We start from the raw sequence: 25,962 nt of genomic DNA, 5'->3' as shown, positions 1-25,962 counted from the left end.
CATGGTGCAGATACCCGAGCAGCAACCCGTCCCGCCGCCCCGTCCCGCCGCCCCCGCCGCCCCGGTCAAGGCCGTCCGGGGCACCGTGCCGACCAGCGCCGACGTCGCACGTCTGGCCGGTGTCTCGCGCGCCACGGTCAGCTATGTCCTGAACAACACCAGCGCCGTCCGCATCAGCGAACCCACCCGCCGCCGCGTCCACGAGGCCGCGAAGGAGCTCGGCTATGTCCCGCACGCCGCCGCCCGCAGCCTGCGCGCCGGGCACACCCGCATCGTCCTGATGCCGACCCCCGACGTGCCCGTCGGCCCGCTCTACAGCGGCTTCCTCAACGCGCTCCAATGGGCGCTCAGCCGCCTCGACTACACCGTCGTGCAGTACGGGAGCGTCGGCCTCGGCGGCGAGGAGGCGGCCCGCGCCTGGGCCGAGCTGCGCCCCGTCGCCGTGCTCGCCCCGGCCGCCATGGGCGCGGGCGGCGTCGACCTGCTGCGCCGGTCGGGGGCGCGGGCCGTCATCACGCTCGGCCCCGAACCGGTCGAGGGCGCCCACGCGCTGATCATGGACCACCGCGAGGTCGGCCGCGCCGCCGGCACCCACCTCCGGGAGCGCGGCCACACCCGCATCGGCGTGGTCGTGCCCGGGGAACAGGGGCTCGGCGTGTTCGCCCTGCCCCGCCTCGCGGGCGTCCAGGAGACCGGCGCCGAGGTCGTGCCCCTGCCGCTCGCCTACGAGGAGGAGGACGCGGCCCGCGTCGCCGCACACCTGCGCGACCTGGGCCTGCGCGCCGTGTTCGGCTACAACGACGAGTACGCGATGCTCCTGATGCGCGCGCTCCAGGACGCGGGCGCCGACATCCCCGGCGACGTCGCCGTCATCGGCGCCGACGACCTGATGCTCGGCCGCCTGCTGCGCCCGCGCCTCAGCACCGTACGGATCGATCTGCCGTCGGGCGAGGAACTGGCCGAACTCGTCGACGGCCTGGTGCGGGACCCGGCGGCACGGCCGGAGACACGGGACGTGCTGGGCGCGACGGCGGTGCCCCGCGCCTCCACATGAGGCGCGACCGCGCATGAGGCGCGACGGCGCACCCCGCGCCTCCACATGAGGCGTGACGGCGCATCCCGCGACTCCGCATGAAGAAGGGGCGGTCGCCGTGGACGACCGCCCCTTCTCCTCTCCGCCGCTTCAGCCCTGCTCGGGCTGCTGGCCCTCCTGGGCCGCCTTGGCCTGCTGCTCGGCGACGGACTTGCGGACCTCGTCCATGTCGAGCCGCCGGGCCTGGCCGATCACGTCGTCCAGGGCCTCCTGCGGCAGCGCGCCGGGCTGCGCGAACACAGCCACCTGGTCACGGACGATCATCAGCGTGGGGATCGACTGGATACCGAACGCGGCGGCCAGCTCCGGCTGCGCCTCCGTGTCGACCTTGCCGAAGACGAGGTCGGGGTTGGCCTCGGCCGACTTCTCGTAGACCGGCGCGAACTGCTTGCACGGCCCGCACCAGGACGCCCAGAAGTCGATCAGCAGGAACTCGTTCTCCGTGACCATCTGATCGAAGTTGTCCTTGGTCAGCTCCACGGTGGTGCTGCTCATGGTGTTCCCTCTTCCTGCTTCCTGGGGATTTCGGGGCGAAGCCGCAAGGGGCAAAGCCGCTCGGCACAACGGTCCGGCACGCGGACGTATTCCGCGCACGTACCCATGTGGCTCACCGGCACACCTACCGTCACACTGACGGTATGACGGAAGCTATCGAGTACGACGTTGTTGTGGTGGGGGCGGGACCGGTCGGCGAGAACGTCGCGGACCGGGCACGGGCGGGCGGGCTCAGCGCCGCGATCGTGGAGAGCGAGCTCGTGGGCGGCGAGTGCTCCTACTGGGCGTGCATGCCCAGCAAGGCCCTTCTCCGCCCGGTGATCGCCCGCGCGGACGCCCGCCGCGTACCGGGACTGCGCCAGTCGGCGCAGGGCCCCCTCGACACCTCGGCCGTGCTCGCCCATCGCGACTACTTCACCTCCCACTGGAAGGACGACGGCCAGGTCGGCTGGCTGGAGTCCATCGGTGTCGACCTCTACCGCGGCCACGGCCGCCTCGCCGGACCGCGCCGCGTCACGGTCACCGCCGAGGACGGCACGGTCACCACGCTCACCGCGCGCCACGCCGTGGCCGTGTGCACCGGCACCCGTGCCGCCCTCCCCGATCTGCCAGGTCTCGCCGACGCCAAGCCCTGGACCAGCCGTGAGGCCACCAGCGCCGACCACGCGCCCGGCCGCCTCGTCGTGGTCGGCGGCGGCGTCGTCGCCACCGAGATGGCCACGGCCTGGCAGGCGCTCGGCTCCCAGGTCACGATGCTCGTACGCGGCGACAGCCTGCTGAACCGGATGGAACCGTTCGCCGGGGAGCTGGTCGCGGACGCGCTGCGCGAGGCGGGCGCGGACGTCCGTACGGGTGTCTCGGTGAAGGCCGTGCACCGCGAGGGCGCCACGGTCACGGTCACCCTCGACGACGACTCGACCCTGGAAGCCGACGAGATCCTCTTCGCGACCGGCCGCGCCCCGCGCACCGAGGACATCGGCCTGGAGACCGTGGACCTGAAGCCCGGCTCGTGGCTGAGCGTCGACGACACCCTGCGCGTCGAGGGCCACGACTGGCTCTACGCGGTCGGCGACGCCAACCACCGTGCCCTCCTCACCCACCAGGGCAAGTACCAGGCCCGCATCGCGGGCGCCGCGATCACCGCGCGGGCCGCCGGGGTGCCGCTCCTGGAGACCGATCGCTGGGGCGCCCACGTCGCCACCGCCGACATCTCCGCCGTCCCCCAGGTCGTCTTCACCGACCCGGAGGCGGCGAGCGCGGGCCTCACCCTCGCCGAGGCCGAGCAGGCGGGCCACCGCGTCCGCGCCGTCGACTACGACATGGCGAACGTCGCCGGGGCGGGCCTCTACGCCGAGGGCTACACCGGCCGCGCCCGCATGATCGTCGACCTCGACTGCGAGATCCTGCTCGGCGTCACCTTCGTCGGCCCCGGCGTCGGCGAACTCATCCACTCCGCGACGATCGCCGTCGCCGGCGAGGTCCCGATCGACCGGCTGTGGCACGCGGTGCCGTCGTACCCGACGGTGAGCGAGGTGTGGCTGCGGCTCCTGGAGACCTACCGGGACGAGAGCGCGTAAGCGGGTGCCCGCCCCCGGCGCTCCTCAGCCGATCGTGACGACACGCGCCCAGGCCGGCGGAGCGTCGGGGACGTAGTCGGGGTCGTCCTCGTCCACCGCGCCGGCGGGCCGGGGGAAGAGGCCGACGACCGTGCGGCAGGGCGGCGGCGCGGACGGCCAGGGAGTCTGCCCGTCCGTCAGGGCGACGACCACGTCCGGACGGGGCCGGGAGCGCAGCGCGCGGGCGAAACCGGAGCGCAGGTCGGTCCCGCCCCCGCCGATCAGCTCCAGGCTCTCGGCGCGACAGATCGGAACGGCGATCCCGGCGGCCGCGTCGCAGGAGACCACCGACACCAGATCGCGCCGCCCGCCCACCGCGCGCGTGATCGCGGCCACCTCGAGCAGCGCGCTGCCGAGTTCCGCGTCGCTCACCGACCCCGACGTGTCGATCACCACGCACACCCGGGGCGGCGTGCGGCGCAGACTCGGCAGCAGCACGCCGGGGACGCTCGCCGAACGCCGGGACGGGCGCCGGTAGCTGTGGTTGTCGCCGGGGCCCGGCGCGGCCGCCGCCGAACGGACCGCCGCGCCGAGCAACTGCCGCCAGGGCTGCGGCGGCTGGAACGCCGTGTCCGCCCAGCGGCGCCACCCCTGCGGCGCGTCGCCCGGCCGCCCCCTGATCCCCTCCGCGACCCGGAACCTGACCCGGTCCCGCTGCTGCCTGCTCAGCCCGTGCGCGCCGTCGGGCCCCAGCTCCCAGGGCCGCTCACGGCCGTCGGCGGCGCTGCCGCAGTCCAGCCACGCCAGGTCCGTGGTCAGCCCGGACATCGACGACATGCGCAGGTACTCCTCCATCAGGAGACCGTCCGGCAGGTCGAGGAGGGACGGCACGACGGCGCCCTCGGGCCGGAGCAGCCCGTCGCCGTAGATGTCGTCGTTGATCTCGAAGTCGGCGGCGATGTTGTGCCGCAGCCGCGCGCCCGCGCCCTGGTCGCCGTGTTCCCGCGCGTACCGGTCGCCGCGCCCGTGATGGTCGCGCAGGAGGTGGGAGACCTCGTGCACCCAGACGCCCGCCAGCTCCTCCACCGGGGTCCGCGCCACGAATGCGGGCGAGACGTAGCAGCGCCAGTACGCGTCCACCGCCATGGTCGGCACGGCCCGGTCCTCGATCACGTGCAGGGCGAAGAGGGCGTCCGCCAGATAGGGCCGCACCTTCACCGCGTGCAGCCGGGCGGACAGCAGCTTCTCCATGTCCAGCGGGAGAGGGGCCACGGGCGCACCGCTACGAGGGCCGGTCATCGGCGGGGCTCCGACGCCCGGGCCACGGACCGGTCCGACCGGCGGGCGATGCCCACGACCCCGGTCAGGCGCTCCACCGCCTCCGGTACCTCCCAGTCGTCGCGGCGCAGCGCGGCCAGCGTCGCGGCCGGGGCTACGAGCAGGTCGGGGGCGCCGGTCTCCAGGGCGCGGACGAGGACCGCCCAGCCGGCCTCCCAGCGCTCCCGCTCCGGCCGCGCCCCGACGGCGGCCACCACCGCCTCCAGCGCCGCCTGCCGCAGATCGCCGCGCGCGGGCAGCTCGGCCGCGGCCGGATCGGCCAGGAGCGTCTCCGGGTCCGGGAGGTCCAGCCGGTCGAGGTGGGCGAGGAGTTCGAGCCCCGGCCCGTCGCCCACGGCGCCCCGTACGAGGAGTGCAAGGACGTCGCGCGACACGTCGGCCGCCGTGCCGAAGGCGAGCAGCGTCATGGCCGCCTCCCAGCTGCGGGGTGAGGGCCAGGCGCTGCCCCGCCGTGTCTCCGTGGTCGGCAGCCGGTGGATCAGCGTCGGCCGCGCCTCCAGGAAGCCGCAGACCACACGGCGGGCGAACGCGACGGCCTCCGCCAGGCGGTCCGGTGCCAGGGTGGGGAGTGCGGCCCTCGGCCAGACGCCGCCCAGGCCGCGCACCACCACGTCCCGGTCGTGCACCCAGTGCAGATGCACGAACCGGTTCGCCAGCGGCGGGCTCAGCTCCCAGCCGTCCGCCGCCGACGCCCGCGGGTTGGCCGCCGCCACGATCCGTACGCCCGGGGGCAGTTGCAGGGTGCCCACCCGTCGCTCCAGGACGACCCTGAGCAGTGCGGCCTGGACCGCCGGGGTGGCGGTGGAGAGTTCGTCCAGGAAGAGCAGGCCCCGGCCGGCCCGTACGAGGTGTACCGCCCACTGCGGGGGTGCCATCGGTACGCCCTGCTCCGCGGGGTTGTCGCCGATGATGGGCAGGCCGGAGAAGTCCGACGGTTCGTGGACGCTGGCGATCACGGTGGTCAGCGGGAGGTCGAGTGACTCGGCCAGTTGTGTCAGCGCCGCCGTTTTGCCGATGCCCGGTTCGCCCCACAGGAGTACGGGGAGGTCGGCGGCGACGGCGAGGGTCAAGGCCTCCAGCTGTTCGTCGGGGCGGGGTTCCGTGCGGGTGCTTCTCAGGAGGGCCAGGAGGTCGTTGGCCAGGGCCAGTTGGGGGGCGGTGGTCGTGGTCATGGGGCATCACCTGTGCGGGAGGGTTTTGACGGGTGGGCGGTGGTTGGTGGCAGGGTTTTCGGTTGCCGGTCCGTGGGGGCTGGGCGCGCAGTTCCCCGCGCCCCTGACATGCGCACTTCGTGCGGCATTTCCTGGGCGGGGCGCGGCTCAGGGTGTGTTCAGCAGGACAGTGCTGAGCGCGGGTGGGCGCGGCCGGATTGTTTGGTGCGGGGGGTGTGCCATGGCCAGGGGCGGCGGCGGGGTTCGGCGAGGGAGGGGAGGCCCGCGCGGAAGAGGGCCGCTTCGGTGTGGCGGGTCGCCGCTGCCGTCAGGGCGTCGCGGAGCGGGCCGTCACGGAGGAGCGCGGCGCGGCCCAGCAGCCCCTCGACCACGGCGAGCGCCCCGGCGACGTCCCCGTGCAGGAGGCGTTCGCGGACGGCGGGCAACGCCTCAGGGCTGCGGTGCGCCGCGTCGATCGCCCGCAGGCAGGGCAGCCCGGGGCCGCCGAGCGCCACAAGCAGCTCCTCCCGGCGCAGTTGCCCGGGATCGTGGTCGATCGCCGTGAGCACCTCGTCCCGCAGCGCGATCCGGTGGACCTCGCCCCGGCACTCCACCCGGTGCGGATCACCCGGCTCGGGCCCGGGACCGGGGACAGCAGTCCCTGCCTCGCCGGGAGGCACCAGCGCCGCGGCGACCAGGGGATGCAGACGCTCCGCCGCGATCAGGCCCGCCCGGAGCAGTTCGGCGTCCGGCAGCGGCCTGGCCGCCGCCTCCGGCAGCAGGGGTAGCCCCGTGACCGGCGTGACCGGCGGACCGGGCAGGGGACGGAGCGTCGGGACATGGCTGTCGTCAGGGGCGACGAGTGCGAACACCGCGTGCTCGCGCGCGGCGAGCCGTACGGCGAACGCCCCGCGCGGACACCGGCCCTCGGCCCGCAGCAGCACCTCCGCCTCGGCGGCCCAGCCCGCCGCGGACCTGCGCGCCAGCTCACCGCTGCGGCCGGCGTCCCAGAGGTGCCGGTGCAGGTCGAGCCGGAAACGCCGGTCGGGGTGGGGGTGCGGATGGAGCGCGGCGGCGCTCTCGCGCGCGTCCCCCTCCCACAGGGCCAGCGTCATGCGCTGGCCGCCGTCGGCCCAGGCCGGAGGCGTACGCACCACCAGATGCAGCGGCCCGGCGCCGGATCGCTCGTACCGGGCGAGGGAGAGGGTCAGGCCGGGCCGCAGGCGCCCGTCGGGGGCGATCCTGGGCATGTGCCAGCGCAGCAGATCGGGCGCGAGGCGACGCAGATCCGCGCGGACGCGCTGGAAGAGATCGGTGCCGTGACGGACGCGTACGGCGCGCGGATCGAGGGCGACATCGACGCGGGCGGCGGCGCAGGCCCCCGCCCAGTCACCGGCCGCACGCCGTGCGGCCGAAGTCTCGATCATGGACGGAGGCACGGCGTACTCGCGTACGCGCTGCCACATCAGCAGGTGGGACGGGATCCCGTCCGCGAAGTGAGGTGCCATCAGCACTCACCTTGCGCGGACGGTTCCCCCAATCCAGCCGGTTCAGCCAAGGAGAAGTTCTTCATCGCCGGCATCGTAAGCACCGCCCGCAACCTTTGTCAGCCCATTAATGCTGCTGCGGTTTCTGCGCCGTGGCCTCGCTCGGGCGGACCACCACGAAGCCCTCGCCCTCCAGCATCAGCTGAACCGCCTCGCCGGAGCCGCCGCGGAGCATCGAGCCGACGGACTGGGAGCGGTGCAGGGAGGTGCGCAGGCCGGCGCTCCAGCCGACCACCGCGTCCGTGTCGACGTAGACCGGCTGCTGCGGCGAGACCGGCAGGACGAGCGGGTTGCCCTCGCAGACCAGGCCGAGCCTGCCGTGGCCGGTGAAGACGCTGTTGAACAGGCCGCCACCGGTCATGCCCGCGCCCTTCACCGTCTTGATCTCGTACGACAGGGTGGGGTCGAAGCACAGGACGTTGCGGCCGTTGACCGTGAACACGTCGCCGGGCTCGATGTCGACGACGAAGACGTTCTGCGCCTCCTGCGCGAACCACGCCTCGCCCTGGCCCTTCACCTTCATCAGGGCCAGGCCCTCGCCGGTGACGGCCCGCTTCAGCATGCCGCCGACGCCCTGGCCCTTCCGCTCGAACTGCAGATTCCCCCGGTAGGCGATCATCGATCCCTGCCGCGCCAGCATCTCGCCGTCGACCACGTAACGGATCGACTTGGCGTTCTGGACGGTCATGCCGGGCGCGACAGCGGCCTGCACCATGTACTCACTCGCGAAAAGATCACCCTTCATGGGGGCATCGTGGCCCGGAGGGATCCGTTCCCACAAGCGTCCTGGCGTCTTACAAGGATGTGAGCGAAGTTCCCGGCTCACGCGGAGGCGTCGCCCACGTCGCTACCCAGATGGCAGCTTCATTCAACGGGAACCGGCACGGGCAGCCGATCGTCATGCAGAGCATGCCTTCTGCTCTCATTCTTGGTTTCGACCCGCACGCAGTGCCTGGTATGGACGGGGACGCCGTGCGCGCGGTCCTGGACAAGGAACTGGACCGTCTTGGCGAACATGCCGTCGATGCTTCCATGACGCTGATCGCGCCGGACGCATCAGCCGAGTCCATGGTGGTCGCGGCGCTGTCCGAACGAGACTGGGACGTCGTAGTCATCGGGGGTGGGATACGCAAGCCTGAACCTCTACTGACGTTCTTCGAGCAAGTCGTGAACCTGGTCCGGCGGCATGCACCGGGCGCCGCTATCGCCTTCAACACCAGCATCGACGACAGCGTCGAGGCAGCCATGCGGTGGCTATGAGGCCCGGCTCGGCTGTCCCATCCCGCCTTCATGGGTATGTCCCATGCACGTTTCGGTGGCTGCGATGCGCAGCGAGGGCATCGCCGAGCAGTTCCGTCTGCACTCGCAGGTGAAGGCGCAGGTCGACGAGGGCTACCGAGGGCCACCAGCCGAACGCTCAGGCCAGCACGCCCCGAATGTATCCGCTCACGACCTCGTTAGCGCCGTACCGCCTTCAGGACCACGAATTTCGGGTCGCTCGCGACGAGTTCACTGGTGCCGAAGAGGCGGCGCAGCTTCAGGTGGTAGCCGAGGTGGCGGTTGCCGACGACCCACAGTTCGCCGCCGGGGCGCAGTGCCGCGTGGGCCTGGCGGAACATGCGCCATGCCGTCGCGTCCGTCGTCGCCTGGTGGGAGTGGAACGGCGGGTTGTTGAGGACCAGGTCCACGCTCGCGCGGGGCACGTCCGCGAGTCCGTCGCCGACGCGGAAGTCGGCCTTGCCGGGGCGGTCGGCGCAGTTGCGCGCGTACGTCGCCCCGGCCGACGCCACCGCCTGGTGCGACTCGTCGGTGAACAGGATCTCCGCGTCCGGGGCGGTGAGCGCGGCGCTCGTCCCGACGACGCCGTTGCCGCACCCGAGGTCGACGATGCGGGCGGCGCCGGTGGCGCGCGGCAGGTGCTGGAGGAAGAACCGGGTTCCGATGTCCAGGCGCTCGGCGCAGAACACGCCCGCGTGGTTGACGACGGTGCGGCCCGCCAACTGCCTGATTTCGGCCGGGAGTTGATAGGAGCGCGGCCACGGGTTGGGCCCCGGGGAGAGGGTGGTCAGGTCCGGGGTGCTGAAGACGAGCCGCGCCTTCTTCTCGGCGAGGGAGGTGCGGGTCGGGCCGATGATCCGCTCGAACAGGGTCAGCGTCGAGGTGTGGATCTCCTTGACCATGCCGGTGCCGACGACCACGGTGCCCTCGTGCAGTGCGGGCCGCAGCCGGTGCAGCTGGTCCTCCAGGAGGGCGAGGCTCTTGGGTACGCGGACGAGCAGGACGTCCACGCGCCCCGGCGGGGTGTCCTGGGTGGTCAGCAGCCGGACCCCGGCGTCGTCCGCTCCCGCGCGGGCCAGGTTCTCCCCGGTCGCGCGCTGCCCGAGGTACGAGTCCGAGATCAGCGTCGGCGCGCAGCCGTCCACCTGGGCGAGCGCCGTGCCGATCGCGCCCCACCGGTCACCGACCACCACGACCGTGCCGGACAGCTCCGTGCCGCTCTCCGCGAGGTGCTTCAGCAGGTAGGAGTCGGCGGCGTCCCAGGCGCGCAGGGGGTCGCGGGGGTCCGCCGGGTAGCGGGTGAGCCGCAGCTCGCCCCAGGGCGTGCTCATGAGCCGGGCGTCGTGGGCGGGGGCGGGGGTGGGGGTGGGCTGATCGGTGCGGTTCATCGTCCGACCAGGCTAACCGAGCGGCCGCATGGCAGGAGCCGCAGCTCACAGCGGTACGTCGCTGCGTGCTGCGGCTCCAGGGACCCGGCTCAGTCCTGCGGATCCTGCGGGAAGTCACCGGCGAGGGCGCCCGCCATCCGCAGGTGCGGCGCCGCCTCCGCGTCCCGGCCCTGGCGCTCCAGGGTCCGTCCGAGCATCAGCCGGGCGTAGTGCTCGACCGGGTCGCGCTCGACGACGATCCGCAGCTGGTCCTCGGCGCGCCGGAGCTGGGCCGAGTGGTAGTACGAACGGGCGAGCAGCAGCCGCGGACCGACCTGCTCCGGGACCTCCTCGACGAGGCCGTCCAGGATGTCGGCGGCCTTGCTGAACTCCTTCGCGTCGAAGAACATCCGCGCCCGCTCCCACCGCTCGGCGGCCGTCCCGTGCGTGTAGTACTTCTGCTCCACGATTGCCTCCTCGTCGTTCGGGGTCGTCAACCGGGGGTGCGCCCGGCATATTCCCCGGCGCCATCACCCCGGGCCGCCACCAGCCCTGCGGCCCCCACCAGCCCTGCGGCCCCCACGCGTTTCAGCCGACCTCGCGCCGAACGCCCCGCCCCGCACCCGCGCCCCCTATGTTGCTGAGAGCCCCTCCCGATGTTGCTGAGAGCCCCTCCCGTTTCGCGCCCAGGGAGCCCCATGGACACCCCGTATCTCTCGCGTCGCCGCTTCCTTCAGACCGGTACCGTCACCGCGGGTGCCGTCGCCGCGAGTGGGGTGGGCGTTCCGGTGCCGGTCGCGGCGGTCGGTGCGCGCGCCGCCACGCTGGCGTTCACCGGTGCCACGAACGGCGCCGCCACCCTCGCCCCGTCCGGCGACCGGCTCGTCGCGGAGGTGCAGAACGTGCTGTGGTCGGTTCCGCGCGGCGGCGGGCCCGCGACCGCGCTCACGACGCCCGAACTGGAGCCGACCCGGCCGCAGTTCAGCCCGGACGGGGAGCGGATCGTCGTCTGCGCGTACCGGGGCGGCGGGTTCCACCTCTGGCTGCTCGACGCCGACGGGTCCGCGCCGCGGCAGCTCACCGACGGGCCCTGGGACGATCGCGGGCCCGCCTGGTCGCCGGACGGCACCCGCGTCGCGTTCGCCTCCGAGCGCGGGGGCGATCCGGTCGCCGGGAGCCCGTACCGGATCTGGGTCGTCGATGTGCGGGACGGAAAGCTGACCCGGCTGACCGGTCGGCCCGGCCAGTCGGGGCCCGGGCAGAGCGGCGCCTGGGAGGACTTCGACCCCACATGGTCGCCGGACGGGGCGCGGGTCCTCTTCGTCCGCGGTGTCGTGCCCGCCACCGGCGGCACCTTGCAGGCCGCCACCATCGCCTCCGTCGCCGCGGACGGCACAAGACCCGTCGCCGTCGAGCGCGTCGACGGATCCGGCGCGCAGGTCATGACCCCGGCGCTGTCTCCGCGCGGCCGCCTCGCCCACCTCCGTACCACTCCGGCACCCGCCGCGAGCTGCACCCTCGTGGTCGACGGCAAGCCGGTCGAGGTCGGCGGCGACCTCGCACCGGTACCGCCGCGCTGGACCGGCGACGACACCCTGCTGCTCACCGTCGACGGCGCGTTCCGCCTCGTACACCCCGACCGGCCCGGGGACGCCGAACGCATCCCTTTCCTCGCCCGCCACACCGCCGACCGGCCCCGCTACCGCGTCAAGCGGTACGACTTCGAGGCCGGGGGAGTGCACCCGGTGCGCGCCCCGCATCTGCCCGCCCTGTCGCCCGACGGCCGCTCCGTCGCCTTCGTCGCCCTCAACTCCCTCTACGTGGGCGCCACTTCGGGTGGCAAAGCACCCCGCCGCATCGTCCGCGCCCCCGCCACGCGCTACCTCCTCGCCCCCACCTGGACCCCCGACGGCAAAGCGCTCCTCTACGCGGACGACCGCACGGGCCTGCTCGCCGTGCGCCGCCACGACCTCGCCACCGGCAAGGAGACCGTCCTGGCGGAGGGCGGACGCGTCTTCCCCGCCCTCTCACCGGACGGCACGTGCCTCGCCTGCCTCGACATGTCGGGGAACCTCGTCGTCCGCGACCTCGCGGCGGACACCGAGCGGGTCCTCGCTCCACCGCTCGGCGGCGGCGGACTGCCCGGCCGGCCCTCCTGGTCGCCCGACAGCCGGTACGTCGCCCTGTGCGACCGGGGCCGCCTCAACCAGCGCTTCCGCGAGGGCTACAACCTGATCCGTGTCGTCGACACGGCCACCGGCACCGCGGCGCCGCACGCCGTCGCCCCGCACGTGTCGATCGCCGACCGGTACGACTCCGGGCCCGTCTGGTCCCCCGACGGCCGGACCATGGCCGTCGTCGTCGAGTCCGCCCTGTGGCTGCTTCCCGTCCGCCCCGACGGCACCCCGGACGGACCGCCCCGCCAGGTCACCGAGGAGGCCGCCGACCACCCGAGCTGGGCCGCCGACAGCCGCCGCCTGCTCTACCTGTCGGCGGGGCGGCTCCGCCTCCTGGACGTGGAGCGCGGCACCGCCCGCACCGTACGCGTCCCGCTCGACCAGCGCCGCCCGCGCCCCGCCGACACCGTCGTGCACGCGGGCCGCCTCTGGGACGGGACGGGGTACGGCGTGCGCGACGACGTCGACATCACTGTCGAGCGGGGACGGATCGTCGGCGTCGCCCCGCACCGCGCAGGAGCCCGGCGCCCCGCCGCCCACCGGATCGACGCCTCCGACCGCACCGTCCTGCCCGGCCTCTGGGACACCCACACCCACCCCTGGCAGTCCACCTACGGCGGCCGCCAGACCGTCCTGCAACTCGCCTACGGCATCACCACCGCCGTCTCCCTCGGCGGCTTCGCCTACGAACAGGCCCGCATCCGGGAGGCCGTGAACGCCGGGGCGCTCGCCGGCCCCCGCCTCCTCGCCACCGGCGAACTCCTCGACGGGGCCCGCGTCGCCTACAGCATGGGCCGCGCCCACCGCACCCGCGCGGGCCTGCGCCGCTCCCTCGACCGGGCCGCCGCGCTCGACTGGGACTTCGTGAAGACGTACGTCCGGGCGCCGGGCTGGGTGATGAAGGAGGCGGCGCGCTTCGCGCACGAGCGCCTCGGCGTACGCAGCGGAAGCCACCTCTGCACCCCCGGGGTCCAGCTCGGCCAGGACCTGACGACCCATCTGCAGGCCACGCAACGCCTGGAGTTCGGGCACGCCACGACGGCGGGCGGCCGGTCGTACGACGACGTGCGGGAGATCTACACCCGGGCGGACTTCCACCTCATCGCGACCCCGTTCACGGCGGCGCCGCTGCTCGGCGCGGACCCCGCCCTCGCGGACGACCCGCGCGTCACGGCGCTGATGCCGCCGTGGGACACGGTCGTCGTGGACCAGCTGGCGGCGACCCCGCCCACGGACGCCCAACTCGCCACGCTGCGGCGCGAGACCGACATCTACCGGCGGATCCTGGCCGAAGGCGGACTGGTCGCCCTCGGCACCGACCAGCCCCTCGTCCCGGTCGGCCTCCACCTCCACCTCGCCCTGCGTGCCCTGCACCGCGGCGGTCTCACCCCGGCGCGGGCCCTGCGCACCGCGACCGTCCTGCCCGCCCGGGTCTTCGGCGCCGACGCCGACCTGGGGACGGTCGAGGAGGGCAGGCTCGCCGACCTCACCTTCGTCGACGGAGACCCGTTCACCGACTTCGACGACCTGGTCCGTACGACGGCCGTCCTGCGCGGCGGACTCCTGTTCCGGCAGGCCGACCTCGTAGGGGCCTTCGAACCGGTCATCGCGGGCGCGCACCCCGGCCATTGGCTGGAGGTGAGCCGCCACATGAGGAAGGACGGCTGCTGCGACCCCGGCTTCTGACGCCGTCCGGGGGACGGGGGAGAGTAGGGCCATGGACCGTCCCGCCCACCGGCTCCTGCCCGGTGATCCCGCCTCGCCCGTCCTCCTCCACGTGCCGCACGGCTCCCGTACCGTCCCCGCCGGCGTACGGGCCGGGCTCCTGCTCGACGACACCGCCCTGGAGCGCGAACTCGACCTCATCACCGACGCCCGTACCCAGGACATCGCCGAGCACGCCGCGCGCGCCGCCGCCGTCACCCCGTGGCGGTTCGTGAACGAACGCTCGCGCCTCGTCGTCGACCCCGAGCGGTTTTCCGACGAGCGGGAGGAGATGCGTGCGGTCGGCATGGGCGCCGTGTACACCCGCACCACCCAGCGCGCGCCCCTGCGCCCCGAGCCGCCCGCCGACGAGGCCGAACTCCTCGCCACGTACTTCCACCCCTACGCGGAGGCGATGACCCGGGCCGTCGATGACCGCCTCGCGGCGACGGGCCGGGCCGTGATCATCGACGTCCACTCCTATCCGAGCCGGGCCCTGCCCTACGAACTGCACGGCGCGGACCCGCGCCCCGCCGTCTGCCTGGGCACGGACCCGTTCCACACGCCGGACGCGCTGCTCTCCCTGGCCCGCGAGGCGTTCGCGCCGCTCGGCGATGTCGGCCTGAACACGCCTTTCGCCGGGGCCTACGTACCCCTGCGCCACTACACCGAGGACCCGCGCGTGCACGCCCTGATGCTGGAGCTGCGCCGCGACGTCTACCTCGACGAACCCGTCACCCCGGACGACGCGGGATTGCACAAGGCCGCGGAGTGCCTCGCCGCGCTGATCGAGGGGGCCCACCATGGCTGAGCCGTTCCTGTACGTGGTCGTCAGCGCGGCCGGGGTCGCCGACGGTGTCGGGGGGCTGATCGGCGAGGCGAGGGTCGCGGGCTGGGAGGTCGGCGTGATCGCGACGCCGACCGCCCTCGGCGGCTTCTTCGACCGGGCCGCCGTGGAGGAGCTGACGGGGCGTCCGGTGCGGTCCGCGTGGCGCTCGCCCGCGACACCGCGCCCGTTCCCGCCGGCGGACGCGATCGTGGCCGCGCCCGCCACGTTCAACACGGTCAACAAGTGGGCGGCGGGCATCGCCGACACCCTCGCCGTGGCGACGCTCTGCGAGGCGTACGGCGCGGGCACCCCCGTCGCCGCCGCCCCCTGCGTGAACGAGCAGCTGGCCCTGCACCCCGCCTACCAGGACAGCGTGCGCCGCCTGCGCGGGATGGGCGTACGGTTCGCCTCCGGCGAGTTCGGCTGGCCCGCGGCGACGGAGCTGCTCGCGCAGTTGAGGGGAGCGGTCGGCTGACGCGCCGGGCGTCGGTGCGCTGAGGACAGCTCCCAGCGGCGGCCGGGGGAGGGGGTCCGAAGACAGGCTCTCTCAGGCCCCGGCCACTCTGACCAGCGTCTCCGGTGTCAGGTCCGCGAGGGTCGGATAGCCGTCCACCGCCATCAGGAGGTCCGCCTCCGCGAGCAGCGTGCGCAGGACGTGGACCAGGCCGTCCTCCCCGCCGACGGCGAGCCCGTACGCGTACGGGCGTCCGACGCCGACCGCCGTCGCGCCGAGCGCCAGCGCCTTGATCACGTCCGTGCCGGAGCGGACGCCGGAGTCGAAGAGGACCGGGAGGCCGTCGGCGGCCTCGACGACGCCGGGCAGGGCGTCGAGCGCGGGGAGGCCGCCGTTGGCCTGGCGGCCGCCGTGGTTGGAGCAGTAGATGCCGTCGACGCCGCCGTCGCGGGCCCGGCGCACGTCCTCCGGGTGGCAGATGCCCTTGAGGAGCAGCGGCAGGTCGGTGAGGGAGCGCAGCCAGGGCAGGTCGTCCCAGGTGAGCGGCTTGCCGAAGAGGCCGACCCAGGTGGAGACGGTGGCCGTCGGGTCGCTGCCGGGGACCAGCTCCCGGAAGCGCGGGTCGGAGGTGTAGTTGGCGAGGCAGTGGCCGCGCAGCTGCGGGAAGTTGGACGTCGACAGGTCGCGCGGGCGCCAGCCGGTGATGAAGGTGTCGAGCGTGACGACGATGCCCTTGTAGCCCGCGGCCTCGGCCCGCTTGACCAGGCTCTCGGCGAGCTCCCGGTCGGTCGGCGTGTAGAGCTGGAAGAAGCCCGGGGTGTCGCCGAACTGGGCGGCCACGTCCTCCAGCGGGTCCACCGACAGCGTCGAGGCGACCATGGGCACGCCCGTGCGCGCCGCGGCCCGCGCCGTCGCCAGATCGCCGTGCCCGTCCTGCGCGCACAGCCCGATCACGCCGACCGGCGCCATGAACAGTGGCGAGGGCAGCCGCAGCCCGAACAGGTCGACCGACAGGTCCCGCCGGTCCGCGCCGACCATCATGCGCGGCACGAGCCCGTACCGCCGGAACGCCTCGACGTTCGCCCGCTGCGTGTGCTCGTCGCCCGCGCCCCCGGCCACGTACGACCACACGGACTCGGGCAGCGCCGCCCGCGCCCGTGCTTCGAGGGCGTCGTACTCCATCGGCATGGTGGGGACGACGCCCCGCAGTCCGTCGAGGTAGATCTCGTACTGGTAGTCGCCGAACTGCGGGCTCATGCGTGCACCTCGTCATCGGGGGCCATCGGGGGCCATCGGGGTCCTGTGCTGGAGCACCCCAATCTGCCAGCACTTGAGCGCCCGGTACAGAGACGAAGATCAGGTGGCCGCGCGCGCGAACTCCAGTGAGACCCGGAAGATCCGCTCCACCTCGTCCTCCCCGACGCCGATCCAGCCGTGCTCCGCCCCGGCCACGGTCCGCAGCCCGGCCTCCGCGCCCGCCGCGCGCAGCGCCGCCGCCAGGTCCCGGCCGTGCCCGCAGGGCACCATCGTGTCGGCCTCGCCGTGGACGATCAGGAACGGTGGCGCGCCCGCGTGCGCGCGGCGGACGGGGCTCGCCGCGGCGGCCAGGCCCGGGACGGCGGCGGGGGCCGCGCCGAGCAGCAGCGCCTCCATCGACGCCGGATCGGCGGGGTCGAACGGCGGCCGCGGCGTCTGCAGGTCCGAGGGCCCGTACCAGACGACCGCCCCGGCGAGCGGCGGCTCCGTGTGGGTGAGCGCGAGGAGCGACGCCAGGTGGCCGCCCGCGGACTCGCCCCAGACCACGACCCGTGCCGGGTCGATGTCCAGCTCCTCCGCGCGCAGCCCAAGCCAGCGCGACGCGGCGCGCACGTCGTCCAGTGGGGCCGGGAACACGGCCTCGCCGCTCAGCCGGTAGTCGACGCAGGCGACGGCGAGCCCGGCCGCCGCGATCCGCTCGAACGGGCCCGGCTCCCAGGCCCGGGTACGCACCCCCATGTCGTCCCTGCGCCCGCGCCGCCACGCGCCGCCGTGCAGGAACAGGACCAGGGGAGCGGGGCGGCGCCCGGCCTCCGGAGCGGGCAGCCACAGGTCGAGCTCCAGCGGCCGGCCGCCCTCGACGACCCCGTACGGCACACCTCGCAGCACACGTGTGCCGGACCCGCGCTCCGCCGCATCGGGCAGCGGTGCGACGTCCGGGTGCGGCGCGGCGATGAGCGCCCGTACCTCGGCCGGTGTCACGAGGTCCGCCACTGCTGGTCGGGCAGGAACCGCACGTCGTACTCCTGCGGCACGGTGCCGAACTTGTGCGGCTCGGGGATGAAGGGCCGCTTCGGCAGGCCGTGTTCCTCCGCCGGGGTGCCGAGGCTCTCGAAGAACCGCTCGAAGGTGCCGCCGGGTCCGGCGGCGACGCCCACGATCTGTGTGTGGTGGCGCTCCATGCGGTAGGCGTGCGGGCAGTTCTTCGGTACGAAGCCGAAGTCGCCCGGGGTGAGGAGCCGTTCGGTCTGCTCGCCCTCGGTGTCCTCGACGAACAGGCGGACCGCGCCGTGGGTGACGTAGAAGACCTCATACGTGTCGGCGTGCAGGTGTGCCGGGATGATGTCGCCCTTGGGGCCTTCGCAGGTGAAGAAGTTGAAGGTGTTCTCGGTCTGCTCGCGGCCCGCGTAGACGGTGATCAGGTCGCCGAAGAGATGGGCCCGGTCGCCCTCGCCCTTCTCGATGAAGTACGGCTTTCCCGGCTCGGGCGGGATGCGGGACGCGTCCCGGTAGCGTGTCGCGAACTCGATGGTCATGTGGGGACCGCCTTCACGTGCCGGCCCGCGCTGTGTCAGGCCGCCTGACGATGTACGTCAGGTAGCCTGACATCTCGATGAGGAAGAAGGCAAGACGATGACCGGGGTCGGAGGTGACCGGCGTGATCTGCCGCAGCTGCTCGGCGAGGCCAGGCGCTGGTTCGAGGAGGGGCTGCTCGCCGAGGTGGGCGGCGACGGCGGGCCCGCGGTGACGCCGCCGCAGGTGCAGCTCTTCGCGCAGCTCGACGAGGACGGCACCACCGTCGCCGAGCTGGCCCGGCGGATGGGTGTGACGCGGCAGACCGTCCATCAGGCCGTGCACGCGCTCGTCGCCGCCGGGCTGCTCGAACAGGTGCCGGACCCGTCGTCGGCGCGGCAGCGGCTCATTCGCCGCACCGCCGAGGGGCGGCGCGCCCACGAGCGGGCGCGCCGCGCGCTGGAGCGCCTGGAGGAGCGGCTCGCCGAGCGGATCGGCGCGGCGGCGGTGGCGGCGCTGCGGTCCGCTCTCGAAGAGCCCTGGGGCGAGCCGCCCGGCCGGCTCTAGTCGTCGATCGCGGCCGTGACCTTGCCCAGGTCCACGAACTTGAAGTTGGTGGAGGGGCGGTCCGGGTCGCCCGGCGCGTCGTGGCCGTCCTGGACGACGAGGAGGCCGTACGGGTAGCGGCGGCCGAGCGGGGCGTTCAGCGCGGCGGCGCCGTCGCACTCCTCGGAGCCGTCGAGCGCCGCCGAGGCCGGGGTGACGCGGAAGCCGCCCTCGTACTCGTTGGCGTCGGACACCTCCCGGTCGTACGCCGCGAAGGTGTTGTCGCCCTGGCTGGAGGCGAGCAGCAGCCCGTCGCCGTCCTTCTCGGTGACGAGGGTGAGGCCCTCGACGTCGGCGGTGAGGTGCGTGCCGCCGAAGCCGGGGTCGGTGCCGGGGGCGCACTCCTCGGTCGCCTCGTCGTAGGTGCCGGGCACCCCGTACTCGCGCACCTTGTCGACCAGTTCCGGCGTGCCGGTGAGGTCGGCGCGCAGCCGCCAGATCCCGATGTCCTCCTGGCCCGCGTACAGCGTGCCGTTCGCCGGGTCCACCACCATGCCCTCCACCTGCGGCAGTTCGCCGGGCTCGGCGCACGGTGACCACGACGTCCCGTCCGGGAGGCGGAAGGCGGAGGGCAGGTCGAGGGTGCGTACGGGGCGGTAGCCGACGGTGCCGTTGCGGTGCGCGGTCAGTTCGAGGAGGGCGAGGCGGGTCCGCTCGCGCCGGCTGACGAGCGCGTACGAGCGCCCTGTCCTCTTGTCGGTCCAGGTGGCGAGGCCGTACGCGGTGCGCTGCTCGTCGACCTCCTCCTGGGAGGCGGAGAAGACGCGGGGCGCCTGCGGGTCGGTGACGTCCTTCAGCGGGCCGCCGGGGCGGTCGCGGTCGATGCGGTAGACGCGCAGCCGGTCGCCGCCGCGGTCCGTGGTGACGGCGAGGTCGGGCAGGCGGGCGCTGTCCACCAGGTCGACGTTGTTGAAGCGGCCGGGCGCGTGGTCCGGGCCCGGCGCGGCGGGCGCGGGTATCGACTGCACCTCGCGCGCGTCGAGGTCGTACACGCGCAGGCCGCCCTGTTTGGCGGTGGCGATGACGAGGCTGCGGTCCGGGTCCATGTCGTTCCGCCAGATGGCGGGGTCGTCGGCGTCGGCGTCGCCGCCCGCCGCGTCGTCGTGCAGGGCGGCCGTCTCCGCGCGCGGAGTCACGGCGGGCAGCGGGGCGGCGGCCCCGGCCGGGGCGGTGGCGGTCGCGGCGAGCGCGGCGACGGCGGTGGCGAGGACGGCCAGGGGTGTCCGGGAGCGGACCACGAGTAGCTCCTTCATGTCGGGAACAAGCCGGGACCATGCGGGGAACATGACGGCAGCATCGTGTGATCTTGGCGTGAGACGGAAGGGGTCGGTGGGTGAACCGGGCCCGTCCGCGGTGTGAACGGCCGGATGTGTGCGGCGCGGAAGCGGCCGGTGGGGCCCTTGGGGCCGCCGAGATTCTGCAAACAAAATCGTTGACAATCTTGTTGGCCTAGATTTAGCGTCGACAGGCACTCACTCAGGGAGGGCAGATGCCGAAGGAAGCCCGTCCAGGCTCCGGAGAGCAGGCCAAGCAGTACGCGCTGGAGCGGCTCAGGACGGCGATCCTGCGCGGCGAGATGGCACCGGCCCAGCGGCTGGTGGAGAACGAACTCGCCGAGCAGTACGACGTCACCCGCGCCAGCATCAGGGCGGCGCTGCTCGACCTCGCGGGCGAGGGCCTTGTCGAGCGGATCCGCAACCGCGGATCGCGTGTGCGGGTGGTCACGGTCGAGGAGGCCGTGGAGATCACGGAGTGCCGGATGGTGCTCGAAGGGCTGTGCGCGGCCAAGGCGGCGAAGGACGCCACCGACGCCCAGCTCGACGAGCTGACCGCGCTGGGCGAGGCCATGTCCAAGGCGGTCGCCGACGGCGATCCGCTCTCCTACTCCGACCTCAACCACGACCTGCACGCCCGCATCCGGGACATCTCCGGCCAGCACACGGCCGTCGGCCTCCTGGAACGGCTCAACGCGCAACTGGTGCGCCACCGCTTCCAGTTGGCGCTGCGCCCGGGGCGTCCGCAGCAGTCCTTGAGTGAGCACCTGGCGGTGATCGAGGCGATCCGCGCCAGGGACCCGGAGGCGGCCGAACGGGCCGTCCGCGCCCACCTGGGCAGCGTGATCGACGCCTTGCGCGCCGGCTGACGCCGCCAGGGCGGGCGCGTCCCCCGCAGTCAAGGAGACGCAGCATGACCCAAGGCAACCCGCCCGCCACGCCACCACGCTCGACACTGGTGATCACCGCCCACGCGGGGGACTTCGTGTGGCGGGCCGGTGGCGCCATCGCCCTGGCCGCCTCCCGGGGCGAGAAGGTCACCATCGCCTGCCTCACGTTCGGCGAGCGCGGCGAGTCCGCCAAGGCCTGGCGCGAGGGCAGGAAGCTCGACGAGATCAAGGCGCTGCGCCGCGACGAGGCCGAGCGCGCCGCCGCCGCACTCGGCGCCGGGGTCCGGTTCTTCGACGCCGGCGACTACCCGCTCGTCCCGAGCGCCGAGCTGACCGACCGGCTCGTCACCGTCTACCGCGAAACCCAGCCGGACGTCGTCCTCACGCATCCGGTCGAGGACCCGTACAACGGCGACCACCCGGCCGCCAACCGCATGGCCCTGGAGGCCCGCGTCCTCGCGCAGGCCATCGGCTACCCCGGCGAGGGCGAGATCATCGGCGCCCCGCCCGTCTTCTACTTCGAGCCGCACCAGCCCGAGATGAGCGGCTTCCGGCCCGAGGTCCTCCTCGACATCACCGAGGTGTGGGAGACCAAGCGCCGCGCCATGGAGTGCCTGGCCGCGCAGAAACACCTCTGGGACTACTACACCGACTTGGCCGTACGCCGAGGCGTGCAGCTCAAGCGCAACGCGGGCCCGAACCTCGGCCTCGCCCACCGGACCATGGCCGAGGCGTACATGCGCCCGTACCCGCAGATCGCGAAGGAGCTCGCCTGATGCCCGGCGTCATCGTCACCGACCCGCCCAAGGCCACCCGCGAGGAGGTCGCGGCGCTCGCCCGGTACGGCGTCGCCACCGTCCACGAGGCGATGGGCCGCACCGGTCTCCTCGGCCACCACCTGCGCCCCAACCAGCAGGACACCCGGGTCGCCGGAACCGCCGTCACCGTCCTGTCCTGGCCCGGCGACAACCTCATGATCCACGCGGCGGTCGAGCAGTGCGGCGAGGGCGACCTCCTCGTCGTCACCACCACCTCCCCGTCCACGGACGGCATGTTCGGCGAACTGTTCGCCACCGCCCTCAAGCAGCGCGGCGTCCGCGGCATCGTCACCAACGCGGGTATCCGCGACACCGCCGAACTGCGCGAAATGGGCTTCCCCGCCTGGTCGGCCGCCGTCTCCGCACAGGGCACGGTGAAGGCGACCGGCGGCAGCGTCAACGTGCCCGTCGTGATCGGCGGCCAGATCATCCGGCCCGGTGACGTGATCGTCGCCGACGACGACGGGGTCGTGGTCGTGCCCCGGGAGGGCGCGGCCGAGGCGGCGCGCACGTCGCAGGCGCGCGAGGAGAAGGAGGCCGCCACGCGCGCCGCCTTCGTCGAGGGGCAACTCGGCCTCGACCGCTACGGGTTGCGCAAGACGCTGGCCGACCTCGGCGTGGAGTACCGCACCTACGACGAGCACACGGGGGCGGGTTCGTGACCGCGCCCACCGAGGTGCGCTGCATGCTCCTGCGCGGCGGCACCTCCAAGGGCGCCTACTTCCTGGCCGAGGACCTCCCCGCCGATCCGGCCACCCGCGACGACCTGCTCCTGCGGATCATGGGCAGCCCCGATCCCCGCCAGATCGACGGCCTCGGCGGGGCGCACCCTCTGACCAGCAAGGTCGCGGTCGTCGCGCCCTCGCGGAACCCCGAATCCGCCGATGTCGACTACCTGTTCCTCCAGGTCGGTGTCGACAAGGCGGAGGTGTCGGACCGGCAGAACTGCGGGAACCTGCTCGCGGGCGTCGGGCCGTTCGCCGTCGAACGCGGACTGATCGACGCCGGTTCCGAAGAGACCGCCGTCCGCATCCGCATGGTCAACTCCGGGGACCTCGCCACGGCGACGTTCCCGACCCCGGGCGGGCGCGTCGACCACAGCGGGGGCACGGAGATCTCCGGAGTCCCCGGCACGGCCGCAGCCGTGGTCATCGAGTTCCCGCCGGGCAGTGCCCCCTTGCTGCCCACCGGCCACGCCCGCGACACCGTCACCGGTATCGAGGTGACGTGCGTGGACAACGGGATGCCGACCGTCCTCGCCGACGCCCGGTCCCTGGGCGTCACGGGCTACGAGGACCCGGAGGAGCTGGAGGCGAACGCGGAACTCGCCGACCGCATCCGGCGACTCCGGCTCGCAGCCGGGGAGTTGATGGGTCTCGGCGACGTCTCCGCCACCACCGTGCCCAAGGTGACCCTGCTCGCCCCGCCCCGGCACGGCGGCGCCGTCACCACCCGCACCTTCATCCCCGTACGCTGCCACACCTCGATCGGCGTCCTCGGTGCCGCGAGCGTGGCCGCGGGGCTGCTCCTGGAGAAGGGCGTCGCCGCGGGCCTCGCCCGGCCTCCCGCCACGGACCGCGTGCGCATCGAGCACCCCACCGGCTTCACCGACATCGAGAGCAGCCTCACCACAGGACCCGACGGACTGCCCCGCGCCCGCCGCACCGCCGTCGTCCGCACCGCCCGCAAGATCTTCGACGGCACCGTCTTCCCCCGCCCCGCTCCCGCGCCCCCTTCAGGAGGTCCCCGATGACTCCGCCCCTCGGCGACATCGCCCACGTCGGCCACGCCCAGCTGTTCACCCCGGACCTGGACGCCAGCGTCGCCTTCTTCACCGACTTCCTCGGCCTCACGGTCAACGGCCAGGACGGCGACACGGTCTACCTGCGGACCTTCGACGACTACGAGCACCACAGCCTCGTCCTCACCGCCCGGGACCAGCCGGGACTCGGCCGGCTCGCCCTGCGCACCTCCAGCGAGGAGGCGTTGCGGCGCCGGGTGGCGGCGGTGGAGGACGCGGGCGGCAGCGGCCGATGGGCCGAGGACGAACCCGGCCTCGGCAAGCTGTACGTCACCACCGACCCGGACGGCCACGAGCACGCCCTGTACTGGGAGAGCGAGCACTACACCGCTCCCGACGGGTTGCGGCCGGCGTTGAAGAACCAGCCGCAGGCCAAGCCCAACCGGGGTGTCGGCGTGCGCCGCCTCGACCACGTCAACTTCCTCGCCGCCGACGTGCTCGCCAACGCCGAGTTCCAGCAGCACGTGCTCGGCGCCCGGCCCACCGAGCAGATCCGCCTCGACACGGGCCGGATCGCGGCCCGCTGGCTGACCTTCAGCAACAAGTCGTACGACGTCGTCTACACCGAGGACTGGACCGGCAGCGAGGGCCGCCTGCACCACATCGCCTTCGCCACCGACACCCGCGAGGACATCCTGCGCGCCGCCGACCTCGCCATCGACTCCGGCGTCTTCATCGAGACGGGCCCGCACAAGCACGCCATCCAGCAGACGTTCTTCCTCTACGTCTACGAGCCCGGCGGCAACCGCATCGAGCTGTGCAACCCGCTCACCCGCCTCGTCCTCGCGCCCGACTGGCCGCTGATCACGTGGACCGAGGCGGAGCGCGCCAAGGGGCAGGCGTGGGGTCTGAAGACGATCCAGTCGTTCCACACGCACGGAACGCCGCCCGTGGAGCCGCCCGCGGGGCCCGCCGCAGGGGTCTGAACCTCGACTGTTCCTGAGATTGTCAACAAAAGTGTTGACGAAGGGCGGCACGCGTTTCTAGCGTGCCGCTCACACATATCGCTCCAGGGACTCCCCACCCTGACGAGAGGAACAACGATGTCCTCCTCCGCCACCCCGCCCACCGCCGCCCGCCGCGGCGTGAGAATGGCCCGGCTGGTCTTCGCCCTGTGCTGGCTCGCCGTCCTCTTCGACGGCCTCGACATGTTCATCTACGGCTCCGTGCTGCCGCACATGCTGGAGTCGAAGGCGCTCGGCCTCGACCCCGACCAGGCCGGTGACCTGGGCAGCTACGCCACCTTCGGCATGCTGATCGGCGCCCTGACGGCCGGCACGGTCTCCGACCGGATCGGTCGCAAGAAGATGATGGCCGTCTGCGTCACCGTCTTCTCGCTCGCCTCCGGACTGTGCGCGCTCGCCCCGAACGTCGCCGCCTTCGGCCTCGGCCGCACCCTCGCGGGCATCGGGCTCGGCGGTCTGCTCCCCACCGCGATCACGATGGTCTCCGACTACGCGCCGCGCGGACGTGGCGCCCTGATCGTCGGCGGCCTGATGACCGCGCACCACGCGGGCGGCATCCTCTCCGCGTACGTGGCGACCTGGGTGGTCGAACCGCTCGGCTGGCGCGCGGCGTTCTGGTTCTGCGTCGTTCCGCTGCTGTTCGTGCCGGTGATCGCCAAGATCATGCCGGAGTCCCTGAGCTTCCTCGTCGCACGGGGCCGCACCGAGGAGGCGCGGCGCCTGTCCACCGCGTACGACGTGGAGCTGCCCGCCGTGAAGGAGCGGCGGCCGGAGGGCGCGGGCCGCTGGGACGCACTGACCGACCTGTTCCGCGCGCACCAGTGGGTGCAGACGCTGCTGTACTGGCTGGCCTCGTTCGGCGGTCTGCTCCTCGTCTACGGCGTCGCGACCTGGCTCCCCACACTGATGCGCGCCGAGGGCTACGACCTGGGCTCCTCGCTCCAGTTCGTCGTCGTCTTCAACCTCGGCGGCATCGTCGGCATGCTCGTCGCGGGCCGCGCCGCCGACCGCTTCGGCGCCCCGCGCATCTCCGCGATCTGGTTCCTGCTCACCGCCGTCAGCGTCTACCTGCTGAGCATCCACATGGCGCTCGCGCTCACGTTCGTGGTGGTCTTCCTCGCCGGAGTCTTCCTCAACAGCGCCCAGACCATGATCTACGCGACGGTGTCGATCCGCTCCGCGCCCGAGAGCCGGGCGACGGCGGTCGGCTGGACCTCCGGCATGGGCCGCTTCGGCGCGGTCTTCGGCCCCTGGCTCGGCGGCCAGCTCCTCGCCTCCGGCAACGGCGACTGGGGCTTCACGGCCTTCGCCCTGACCGGGATCTTCTCGATGGTGTTCATCGGCATCGCGTCCCTGCGCAAAGCGCCGCAGGCGACGCCCCGGGCCTCGGAGCGGCCGGTGGCCGCCGCGTAGTCTGCGGATCATGAGGCGCGCCCTGATCCTGCCAATGATTCTCGTGCTCTGCGGCGCCCTCGCCGCGACCGGCCCGGCCCTGCGGGGAGACACCGGGCCGGCCGTGGCGTACGCGCTGGTGTTCCTGGTGCTCGCGGGGGTCTGCTCGCCGTTGATCTTCCCGAGGTCGGTCGGCTCGGACGAGGCGCGGCGGCGCAGCGCGGCCGACGGGCGCCCCGTCGTCTACTGGCGCCCTGGCTGCGCGTACTGCATGCGGCTCCGACTGCGACTGGGCCGCCGGGCCCGCCGGCTGCACTGGGTGAACATCTGGCGGGACCCGGCGGGCGCGGCTGCCGTGCGGGCGGTCAACGACGGCAACGAGACGGTGCCGACCGTCTTCGTCGCGGACCGCCCGCACACGAACCCCGATCCCGGGTGGGTACGGGAACAGCTCTGAG

The 25,962-nt window shown here is 73.5% G+C and carries 25 protein-coding genes; 14 read left to right on the top strand and 11 right to left on the bottom strand.

The window, feature by feature from the left end; genetic code table 11:
* Position 1: 1 nt before the first annotated feature.
* Complete coding sequence (locus N5I75_RS14125; RefSeq protein WP_476677434.1) at positions 2 to 1,054, top strand: LacI family DNA-binding transcriptional regulator; 1,053 nt, start codon at positions 2 to 4, stop codon at positions 1,052 to 1,054.
* A gap of 129 nt (positions 1,055 to 1,183) precedes the next feature.
* Here N5I75_RS14125 and trxA read toward each other — a convergent pair whose 3' ends face one another.
* On the bottom strand, positions 1,184 to 1,588 hold the full coding sequence (gene trxA / locus N5I75_RS14120) for a thioredoxin (protein WP_476677432.1): 405 nt from the start codon (positions 1,586 to 1,588) through the stop codon (positions 1,184 to 1,186).
* Between the two features lie 143 nt (positions 1,589 to 1,731).
* On the opposite strand from trxA, the gene N5I75_RS14115 reads away from it, so the two are divergent.
* Complete coding sequence (locus N5I75_RS14115; protein ID WP_476677431.1) at positions 1,732 to 3,165, top strand: dihydrolipoyl dehydrogenase family protein; 1,434 nt, start codon at positions 1,732 to 1,734, stop codon at positions 3,163 to 3,165.
* Between the two features lie 24 nt (positions 3,166 to 3,189).
* Here N5I75_RS14115 and N5I75_RS14110 read toward each other — a convergent pair whose 3' ends face one another.
* The 4 genes from N5I75_RS14110 to N5I75_RS14095 all read right to left on the bottom strand — a co-directional run bounded on the left by N5I75_RS14110 (position 3,190) and on the right by N5I75_RS14095 (position 7,925).
* Complete coding sequence (locus N5I75_RS14110; RefSeq protein WP_476677900.1) at positions 3,190 to 4,395, bottom strand: vWA domain-containing protein; 1,206 nt, start codon at positions 4,393 to 4,395, stop codon at positions 3,190 to 3,192.
* 44 nt (positions 4,396 to 4,439) lie between these two features.
* A complete protein-coding gene (locus N5I75_RS14105) occupies positions 4,440 to 5,654 on the bottom strand; it encodes an AAA family ATPase (RefSeq protein WP_476677429.1) in 1,215 nt (404 codons plus the stop codon).
* 158 nt (positions 5,655 to 5,812) lie between these two features.
* Positions 5,813 to 7,141, bottom strand: coding sequence for a hypothetical protein (locus N5I75_RS14100; RefSeq protein ID WP_476677427.1), 1,329 nt, complete (start codon positions 7,139 to 7,141; stop codon positions 5,813 to 5,815).
* A gap of 106 nt (positions 7,142 to 7,247) precedes the next feature.
* The gene (locus tag N5I75_RS14095; protein ID WP_476677425.1) at positions 7,248 to 7,925 is read right to left on the bottom strand and encodes an AIM24 family protein; all 678 of its coding nucleotides are present in this window, start codon (positions 7,923 to 7,925) and stop codon (positions 7,248 to 7,250) included.
* A gap of 164 nt (positions 7,926 to 8,089) precedes the next feature.
* On the opposite strand from N5I75_RS14095, the gene N5I75_RS14090 reads away from it, so the two are divergent.
* Complete coding sequence (locus N5I75_RS14090; RefSeq protein WP_476677898.1) at positions 8,090 to 8,440, top strand: hypothetical protein; 351 nt, start codon at positions 8,090 to 8,092, stop codon at positions 8,438 to 8,440.
* Between the two features lie 197 nt (positions 8,441 to 8,637).
* Here N5I75_RS14090 and N5I75_RS14085 read toward each other — a convergent pair whose 3' ends face one another.
* Both N5I75_RS14085 and N5I75_RS14080 read right to left on the bottom strand, forming a co-directional pair.
* A complete protein-coding gene (locus N5I75_RS14085) occupies positions 8,638 to 9,789 on the bottom strand; it encodes a methyltransferase (RefSeq protein ID WP_476677896.1) in 1,152 nt (383 codons plus the stop codon).
* A gap of 146 nt (positions 9,790 to 9,935) precedes the next feature.
* Positions 9,936 to 10,235, bottom strand: a complete 300-nt coding sequence (locus tag N5I75_RS14080; protein ID WP_476677895.1) for a tetratricopeptide repeat protein — start codon at positions 10,233 to 10,235, stop codon at positions 9,936 to 9,938.
* 288 nt (positions 10,236 to 10,523) lie between these two features.
* Between N5I75_RS14080 and N5I75_RS14075 the strand changes: the two genes are divergently transcribed.
* Genes N5I75_RS14075 through N5I75_RS14065 form a run of 3 tightly spaced genes read left to right on the top strand, consistent with a single transcriptional unit; the run spans position 10,524 to position 15,010 of the window.
* Positions 10,524 to 13,688 (top strand): amidohydrolase family protein, encoded by a 3,165-nt coding sequence (locus N5I75_RS14075; protein ID WP_476677423.1) that lies wholly within the window; start codon positions 10,524 to 10,526, stop codon positions 13,686 to 13,688.
* A gap of 31 nt (positions 13,689 to 13,719) precedes the next feature.
* Positions 13,720 to 14,517 carry an N-formylglutamate amidohydrolase gene (locus N5I75_RS14070; RefSeq protein WP_476677421.1) on the top strand — a complete coding sequence of 266 codons (798 nt, stop codon included), beginning with the start codon at positions 13,720 to 13,722 and terminating at the stop codon, positions 14,515 to 14,517.
* The gene (locus N5I75_RS14065) at positions 14,510 to 15,010 is read left to right on the top strand and encodes a flavoprotein (RefSeq protein WP_476677419.1); all 501 of its coding nucleotides are present in this window, start codon (positions 14,510 to 14,512) and stop codon (positions 15,008 to 15,010) included. Before N5I75_RS14070 ends, N5I75_RS14065 begins: the two co-directional genes overlap by 8 nt.
* Positions 15,011 to 15,082: 72 nt before the next feature.
* Here N5I75_RS14065 and N5I75_RS14060 read toward each other — a convergent pair whose 3' ends face one another.
* From N5I75_RS14060 to N5I75_RS14050, 3 genes are all read right to left on the bottom strand, one after another.
* Positions 15,083 to 16,246: an alpha-hydroxy-acid oxidizing protein gene (locus N5I75_RS14060; protein WP_476677418.1), complete on the bottom strand. Its 1,164-nt coding sequence runs from the start codon at positions 16,244 to 16,246 to the stop codon at positions 15,083 to 15,085.
* 99 nt (positions 16,247 to 16,345) lie between these two features.
* Positions 16,346 to 17,227 (bottom strand): alpha/beta hydrolase fold domain-containing protein, encoded by an 882-nt coding sequence (locus N5I75_RS14055; RefSeq protein ID WP_476677416.1) that lies wholly within the window; start codon positions 17,225 to 17,227, stop codon positions 16,346 to 16,348.
* A complete protein-coding gene (locus N5I75_RS14050) occupies positions 17,224 to 17,781 on the bottom strand; it encodes a quercetin 2,3-dioxygenase (protein WP_476677414.1) in 558 nt (185 codons plus the stop codon). The genes N5I75_RS14055 and N5I75_RS14050 overlap by 4 nt, the downstream gene beginning before the upstream one ends.
* A gap of 97 nt (positions 17,782 to 17,878) precedes the next feature.
* Between N5I75_RS14050 and N5I75_RS14045 the strand changes: the two genes are divergently transcribed.
* Entirely contained in the window at positions 17,879 to 18,325 is a 447-nt protein-coding gene (locus N5I75_RS14045; RefSeq protein ID WP_476677412.1) for a MarR family winged helix-turn-helix transcriptional regulator, read from the top strand.
* Here N5I75_RS14045 and N5I75_RS14040 read toward each other — a convergent pair.
* A complete protein-coding gene (locus N5I75_RS14040) occupies positions 18,322 to 19,617 on the bottom strand; it encodes a phytase (RefSeq protein ID WP_476677410.1) in 1,296 nt (431 codons plus the stop codon). The two genes, N5I75_RS14045 and N5I75_RS14040, sit on opposite strands and share 4 nt — an antisense overlap.
* A 236-nt stretch (positions 19,618 to 19,853) precedes the next feature.
* On the opposite strand from N5I75_RS14040, the gene N5I75_RS14035 reads away from it, so the two are divergent.
* The 7 genes from N5I75_RS14035 (at position 19,854) to N5I75_RS14005 (ending at position 25,961) form a co-directional block, all read left to right on the top strand.
* Positions 19,854 to 20,507: a GntR family transcriptional regulator gene (locus tag N5I75_RS14035; protein WP_476677409.1), complete on the top strand. Its 654-nt coding sequence runs from the start codon at positions 19,854 to 19,856 to the stop codon at positions 20,505 to 20,507.
* A 44-nt stretch (positions 20,508 to 20,551) separates the two neighbouring features.
* The gene (locus N5I75_RS14030) at positions 20,552 to 21,304 is read left to right on the top strand and encodes a PIG-L deacetylase family protein (protein WP_476677407.1); all 753 of its coding nucleotides are present in this window, start codon (positions 20,552 to 20,554) and stop codon (positions 21,302 to 21,304) included.
* The gene (locus N5I75_RS14025; protein ID WP_476677405.1) at positions 21,304 to 22,008 is read left to right on the top strand and encodes a 4-carboxy-4-hydroxy-2-oxoadipate aldolase/oxaloacetate decarboxylase; all 705 of its coding nucleotides are present in this window, start codon (positions 21,304 to 21,306) and stop codon (positions 22,006 to 22,008) included. Before N5I75_RS14030 ends, N5I75_RS14025 begins: the two co-directional genes overlap by 1 nt.
* Positions 22,005 to 23,099 (top strand): 4-oxalomesaconate tautomerase, encoded by a 1,095-nt coding sequence (locus N5I75_RS14020; protein ID WP_476677403.1) that lies wholly within the window; start codon positions 22,005 to 22,007, stop codon positions 23,097 to 23,099. The genes N5I75_RS14025 and N5I75_RS14020 overlap by 4 nt, the downstream gene beginning before the upstream one ends.
* Complete coding sequence (locus tag N5I75_RS14015; protein WP_476677401.1) at positions 23,096 to 24,073, top strand: catechol 2,3-dioxygenase; 978 nt, start codon at positions 23,096 to 23,098, stop codon at positions 24,071 to 24,073. The genes N5I75_RS14020 and N5I75_RS14015 overlap by 4 nt, the downstream gene beginning before the upstream one ends.
* A 117-nt stretch (positions 24,074 to 24,190) precedes the next feature.
* Positions 24,191 to 25,525, top strand: coding sequence for an MFS transporter (locus N5I75_RS14010; RefSeq protein ID WP_476677399.1), 1,335 nt, complete (start codon positions 24,191 to 24,193; stop codon positions 25,523 to 25,525).
* Between the two features lie 10 nt (positions 25,526 to 25,535).
* Positions 25,536 to 25,961, top strand: a complete 426-nt coding sequence (locus N5I75_RS14005) for a glutaredoxin domain-containing protein (RefSeq protein WP_476677397.1) — start codon at positions 25,536 to 25,538, stop codon at positions 25,959 to 25,961.
* Position 25,962 lies beyond the last annotated feature (1 nt).

The organism is Streptomyces sp. R818, from assembly GCF_056172735.1.
The sequence above is the reverse complement of the archived record's forward strand: the minus strand, read 5'-3'. Positions and strand labels throughout refer to the sequence as shown.

What these genes read in the sequence shown, in the direction of transcription:
- N5I75_RS14125 (WP_476677434.1), top strand. Translation starts at nt 2, where the DNA reads ATGGTGCAGATACCCGAGCAGCAACCCGTCCCGCCGCCCCGTCCCGCC.
- trxA (WP_476677432.1), bottom strand. Translation starts at nt 1,588, where the DNA reads ATGAGCAGCACCACCGTGGAGCTGACCAAGGACAACTTCGATCAGATG.
- N5I75_RS14115 (WP_476677431.1), top strand. Translation starts at nt 1,732, where the DNA reads ATGACGGAAGCTATCGAGTACGACGTTGTTGTGGTGGGGGCGGGACCG.
- N5I75_RS14110 (WP_476677900.1), bottom strand. Translation starts at nt 4,395, where the DNA reads ATGGAGAAGCTGCTGTCCGCCCGGCTGCACGCGGTGAAGGTGCGGCCC.
- N5I75_RS14105 (WP_476677429.1), bottom strand. Translation starts at nt 5,654, where the DNA reads ATGACCACGACCACCGCCCCCCAACTGGCCCTGGCCAACGACCTCCTG.
- N5I75_RS14100 (WP_476677427.1), bottom strand. Translation starts at nt 7,141, where the DNA reads ATGGCACCTCACTTCGCGGACGGGATCCCGTCCCACCTGCTGATGTGG.
- N5I75_RS14095 (WP_476677425.1), bottom strand. Translation starts at nt 7,925, where the DNA reads ATGAAGGGTGATCTTTTCGCGAGTGAGTACATGGTGCAGGCCGCTGTC.
- N5I75_RS14090 (WP_476677898.1), top strand. Translation starts at nt 8,090, where the DNA reads ATGCCTTCTGCTCTCATTCTTGGTTTCGACCCGCACGCAGTGCCTGGT.
- N5I75_RS14085 (WP_476677896.1), bottom strand. Translation starts at nt 9,789, where the DNA reads ATGAGCACGCCCTGGGGCGAGCTGCGGCTCACCCGCTACCCGGCGGAC.
- N5I75_RS14080 (WP_476677895.1), bottom strand. Translation starts at nt 10,235, where the DNA reads ATGTTCTTCGACGCGAAGGAGTTCAGCAAGGCCGCCGACATCCTGGAC.
- N5I75_RS14075 (WP_476677423.1), top strand. Translation starts at nt 10,524, where the DNA reads ATGGACACCCCGTATCTCTCGCGTCGCCGCTTCCTTCAGACCGGTACC.
- N5I75_RS14070 (WP_476677421.1), top strand. Translation starts at nt 13,720, where the DNA reads ATGGACCGTCCCGCCCACCGGCTCCTGCCCGGTGATCCCGCCTCGCCC.
- N5I75_RS14065 (WP_476677419.1), top strand. Translation starts at nt 14,510, where the DNA reads ATGGCTGAGCCGTTCCTGTACGTGGTCGTCAGCGCGGCCGGGGTCGCC.
- N5I75_RS14060 (WP_476677418.1), bottom strand. Translation starts at nt 16,246, where the DNA reads ATGAGCCCGCAGTTCGGCGACTACCAGTACGAGATCTACCTCGACGGA.
- N5I75_RS14050 (WP_476677414.1), bottom strand. Translation starts at nt 17,781, where the DNA reads ATGACCATCGAGTTCGCGACACGCTACCGGGACGCGTCCCGCATCCCG.
- N5I75_RS14045 (WP_476677412.1), top strand. Translation starts at nt 17,879, where the DNA reads ATGACCGGGGTCGGAGGTGACCGGCGTGATCTGCCGCAGCTGCTCGGC.
- N5I75_RS14040 (WP_476677410.1), bottom strand. Translation starts at nt 19,617, where the DNA reads ATGAAGGAGCTACTCGTGGTCCGCTCCCGGACACCCCTGGCCGTCCTC.
- N5I75_RS14035 (WP_476677409.1), top strand. Translation starts at nt 19,854, where the DNA reads ATGCCGAAGGAAGCCCGTCCAGGCTCCGGAGAGCAGGCCAAGCAGTAC.
- N5I75_RS14030 (WP_476677407.1), top strand. Translation starts at nt 20,552, where the DNA reads ATGACCCAAGGCAACCCGCCCGCCACGCCACCACGCTCGACACTGGTG.
- N5I75_RS14025 (WP_476677405.1), top strand. Translation starts at nt 21,304, where the DNA reads ATGCCCGGCGTCATCGTCACCGACCCGCCCAAGGCCACCCGCGAGGAG.
- N5I75_RS14015 (WP_476677401.1), top strand. Translation starts at nt 23,096, where the DNA reads ATGACTCCGCCCCTCGGCGACATCGCCCACGTCGGCCACGCCCAGCTG.
- N5I75_RS14010 (WP_476677399.1), top strand. Translation starts at nt 24,191, where the DNA reads ATGTCCTCCTCCGCCACCCCGCCCACCGCCGCCCGCCGCGGCGTGAGA.
- N5I75_RS14005 (WP_476677397.1), top strand. Translation starts at nt 25,536, where the DNA reads ATGAGGCGCGCCCTGATCCTGCCAATGATTCTCGTGCTCTGCGGCGCC.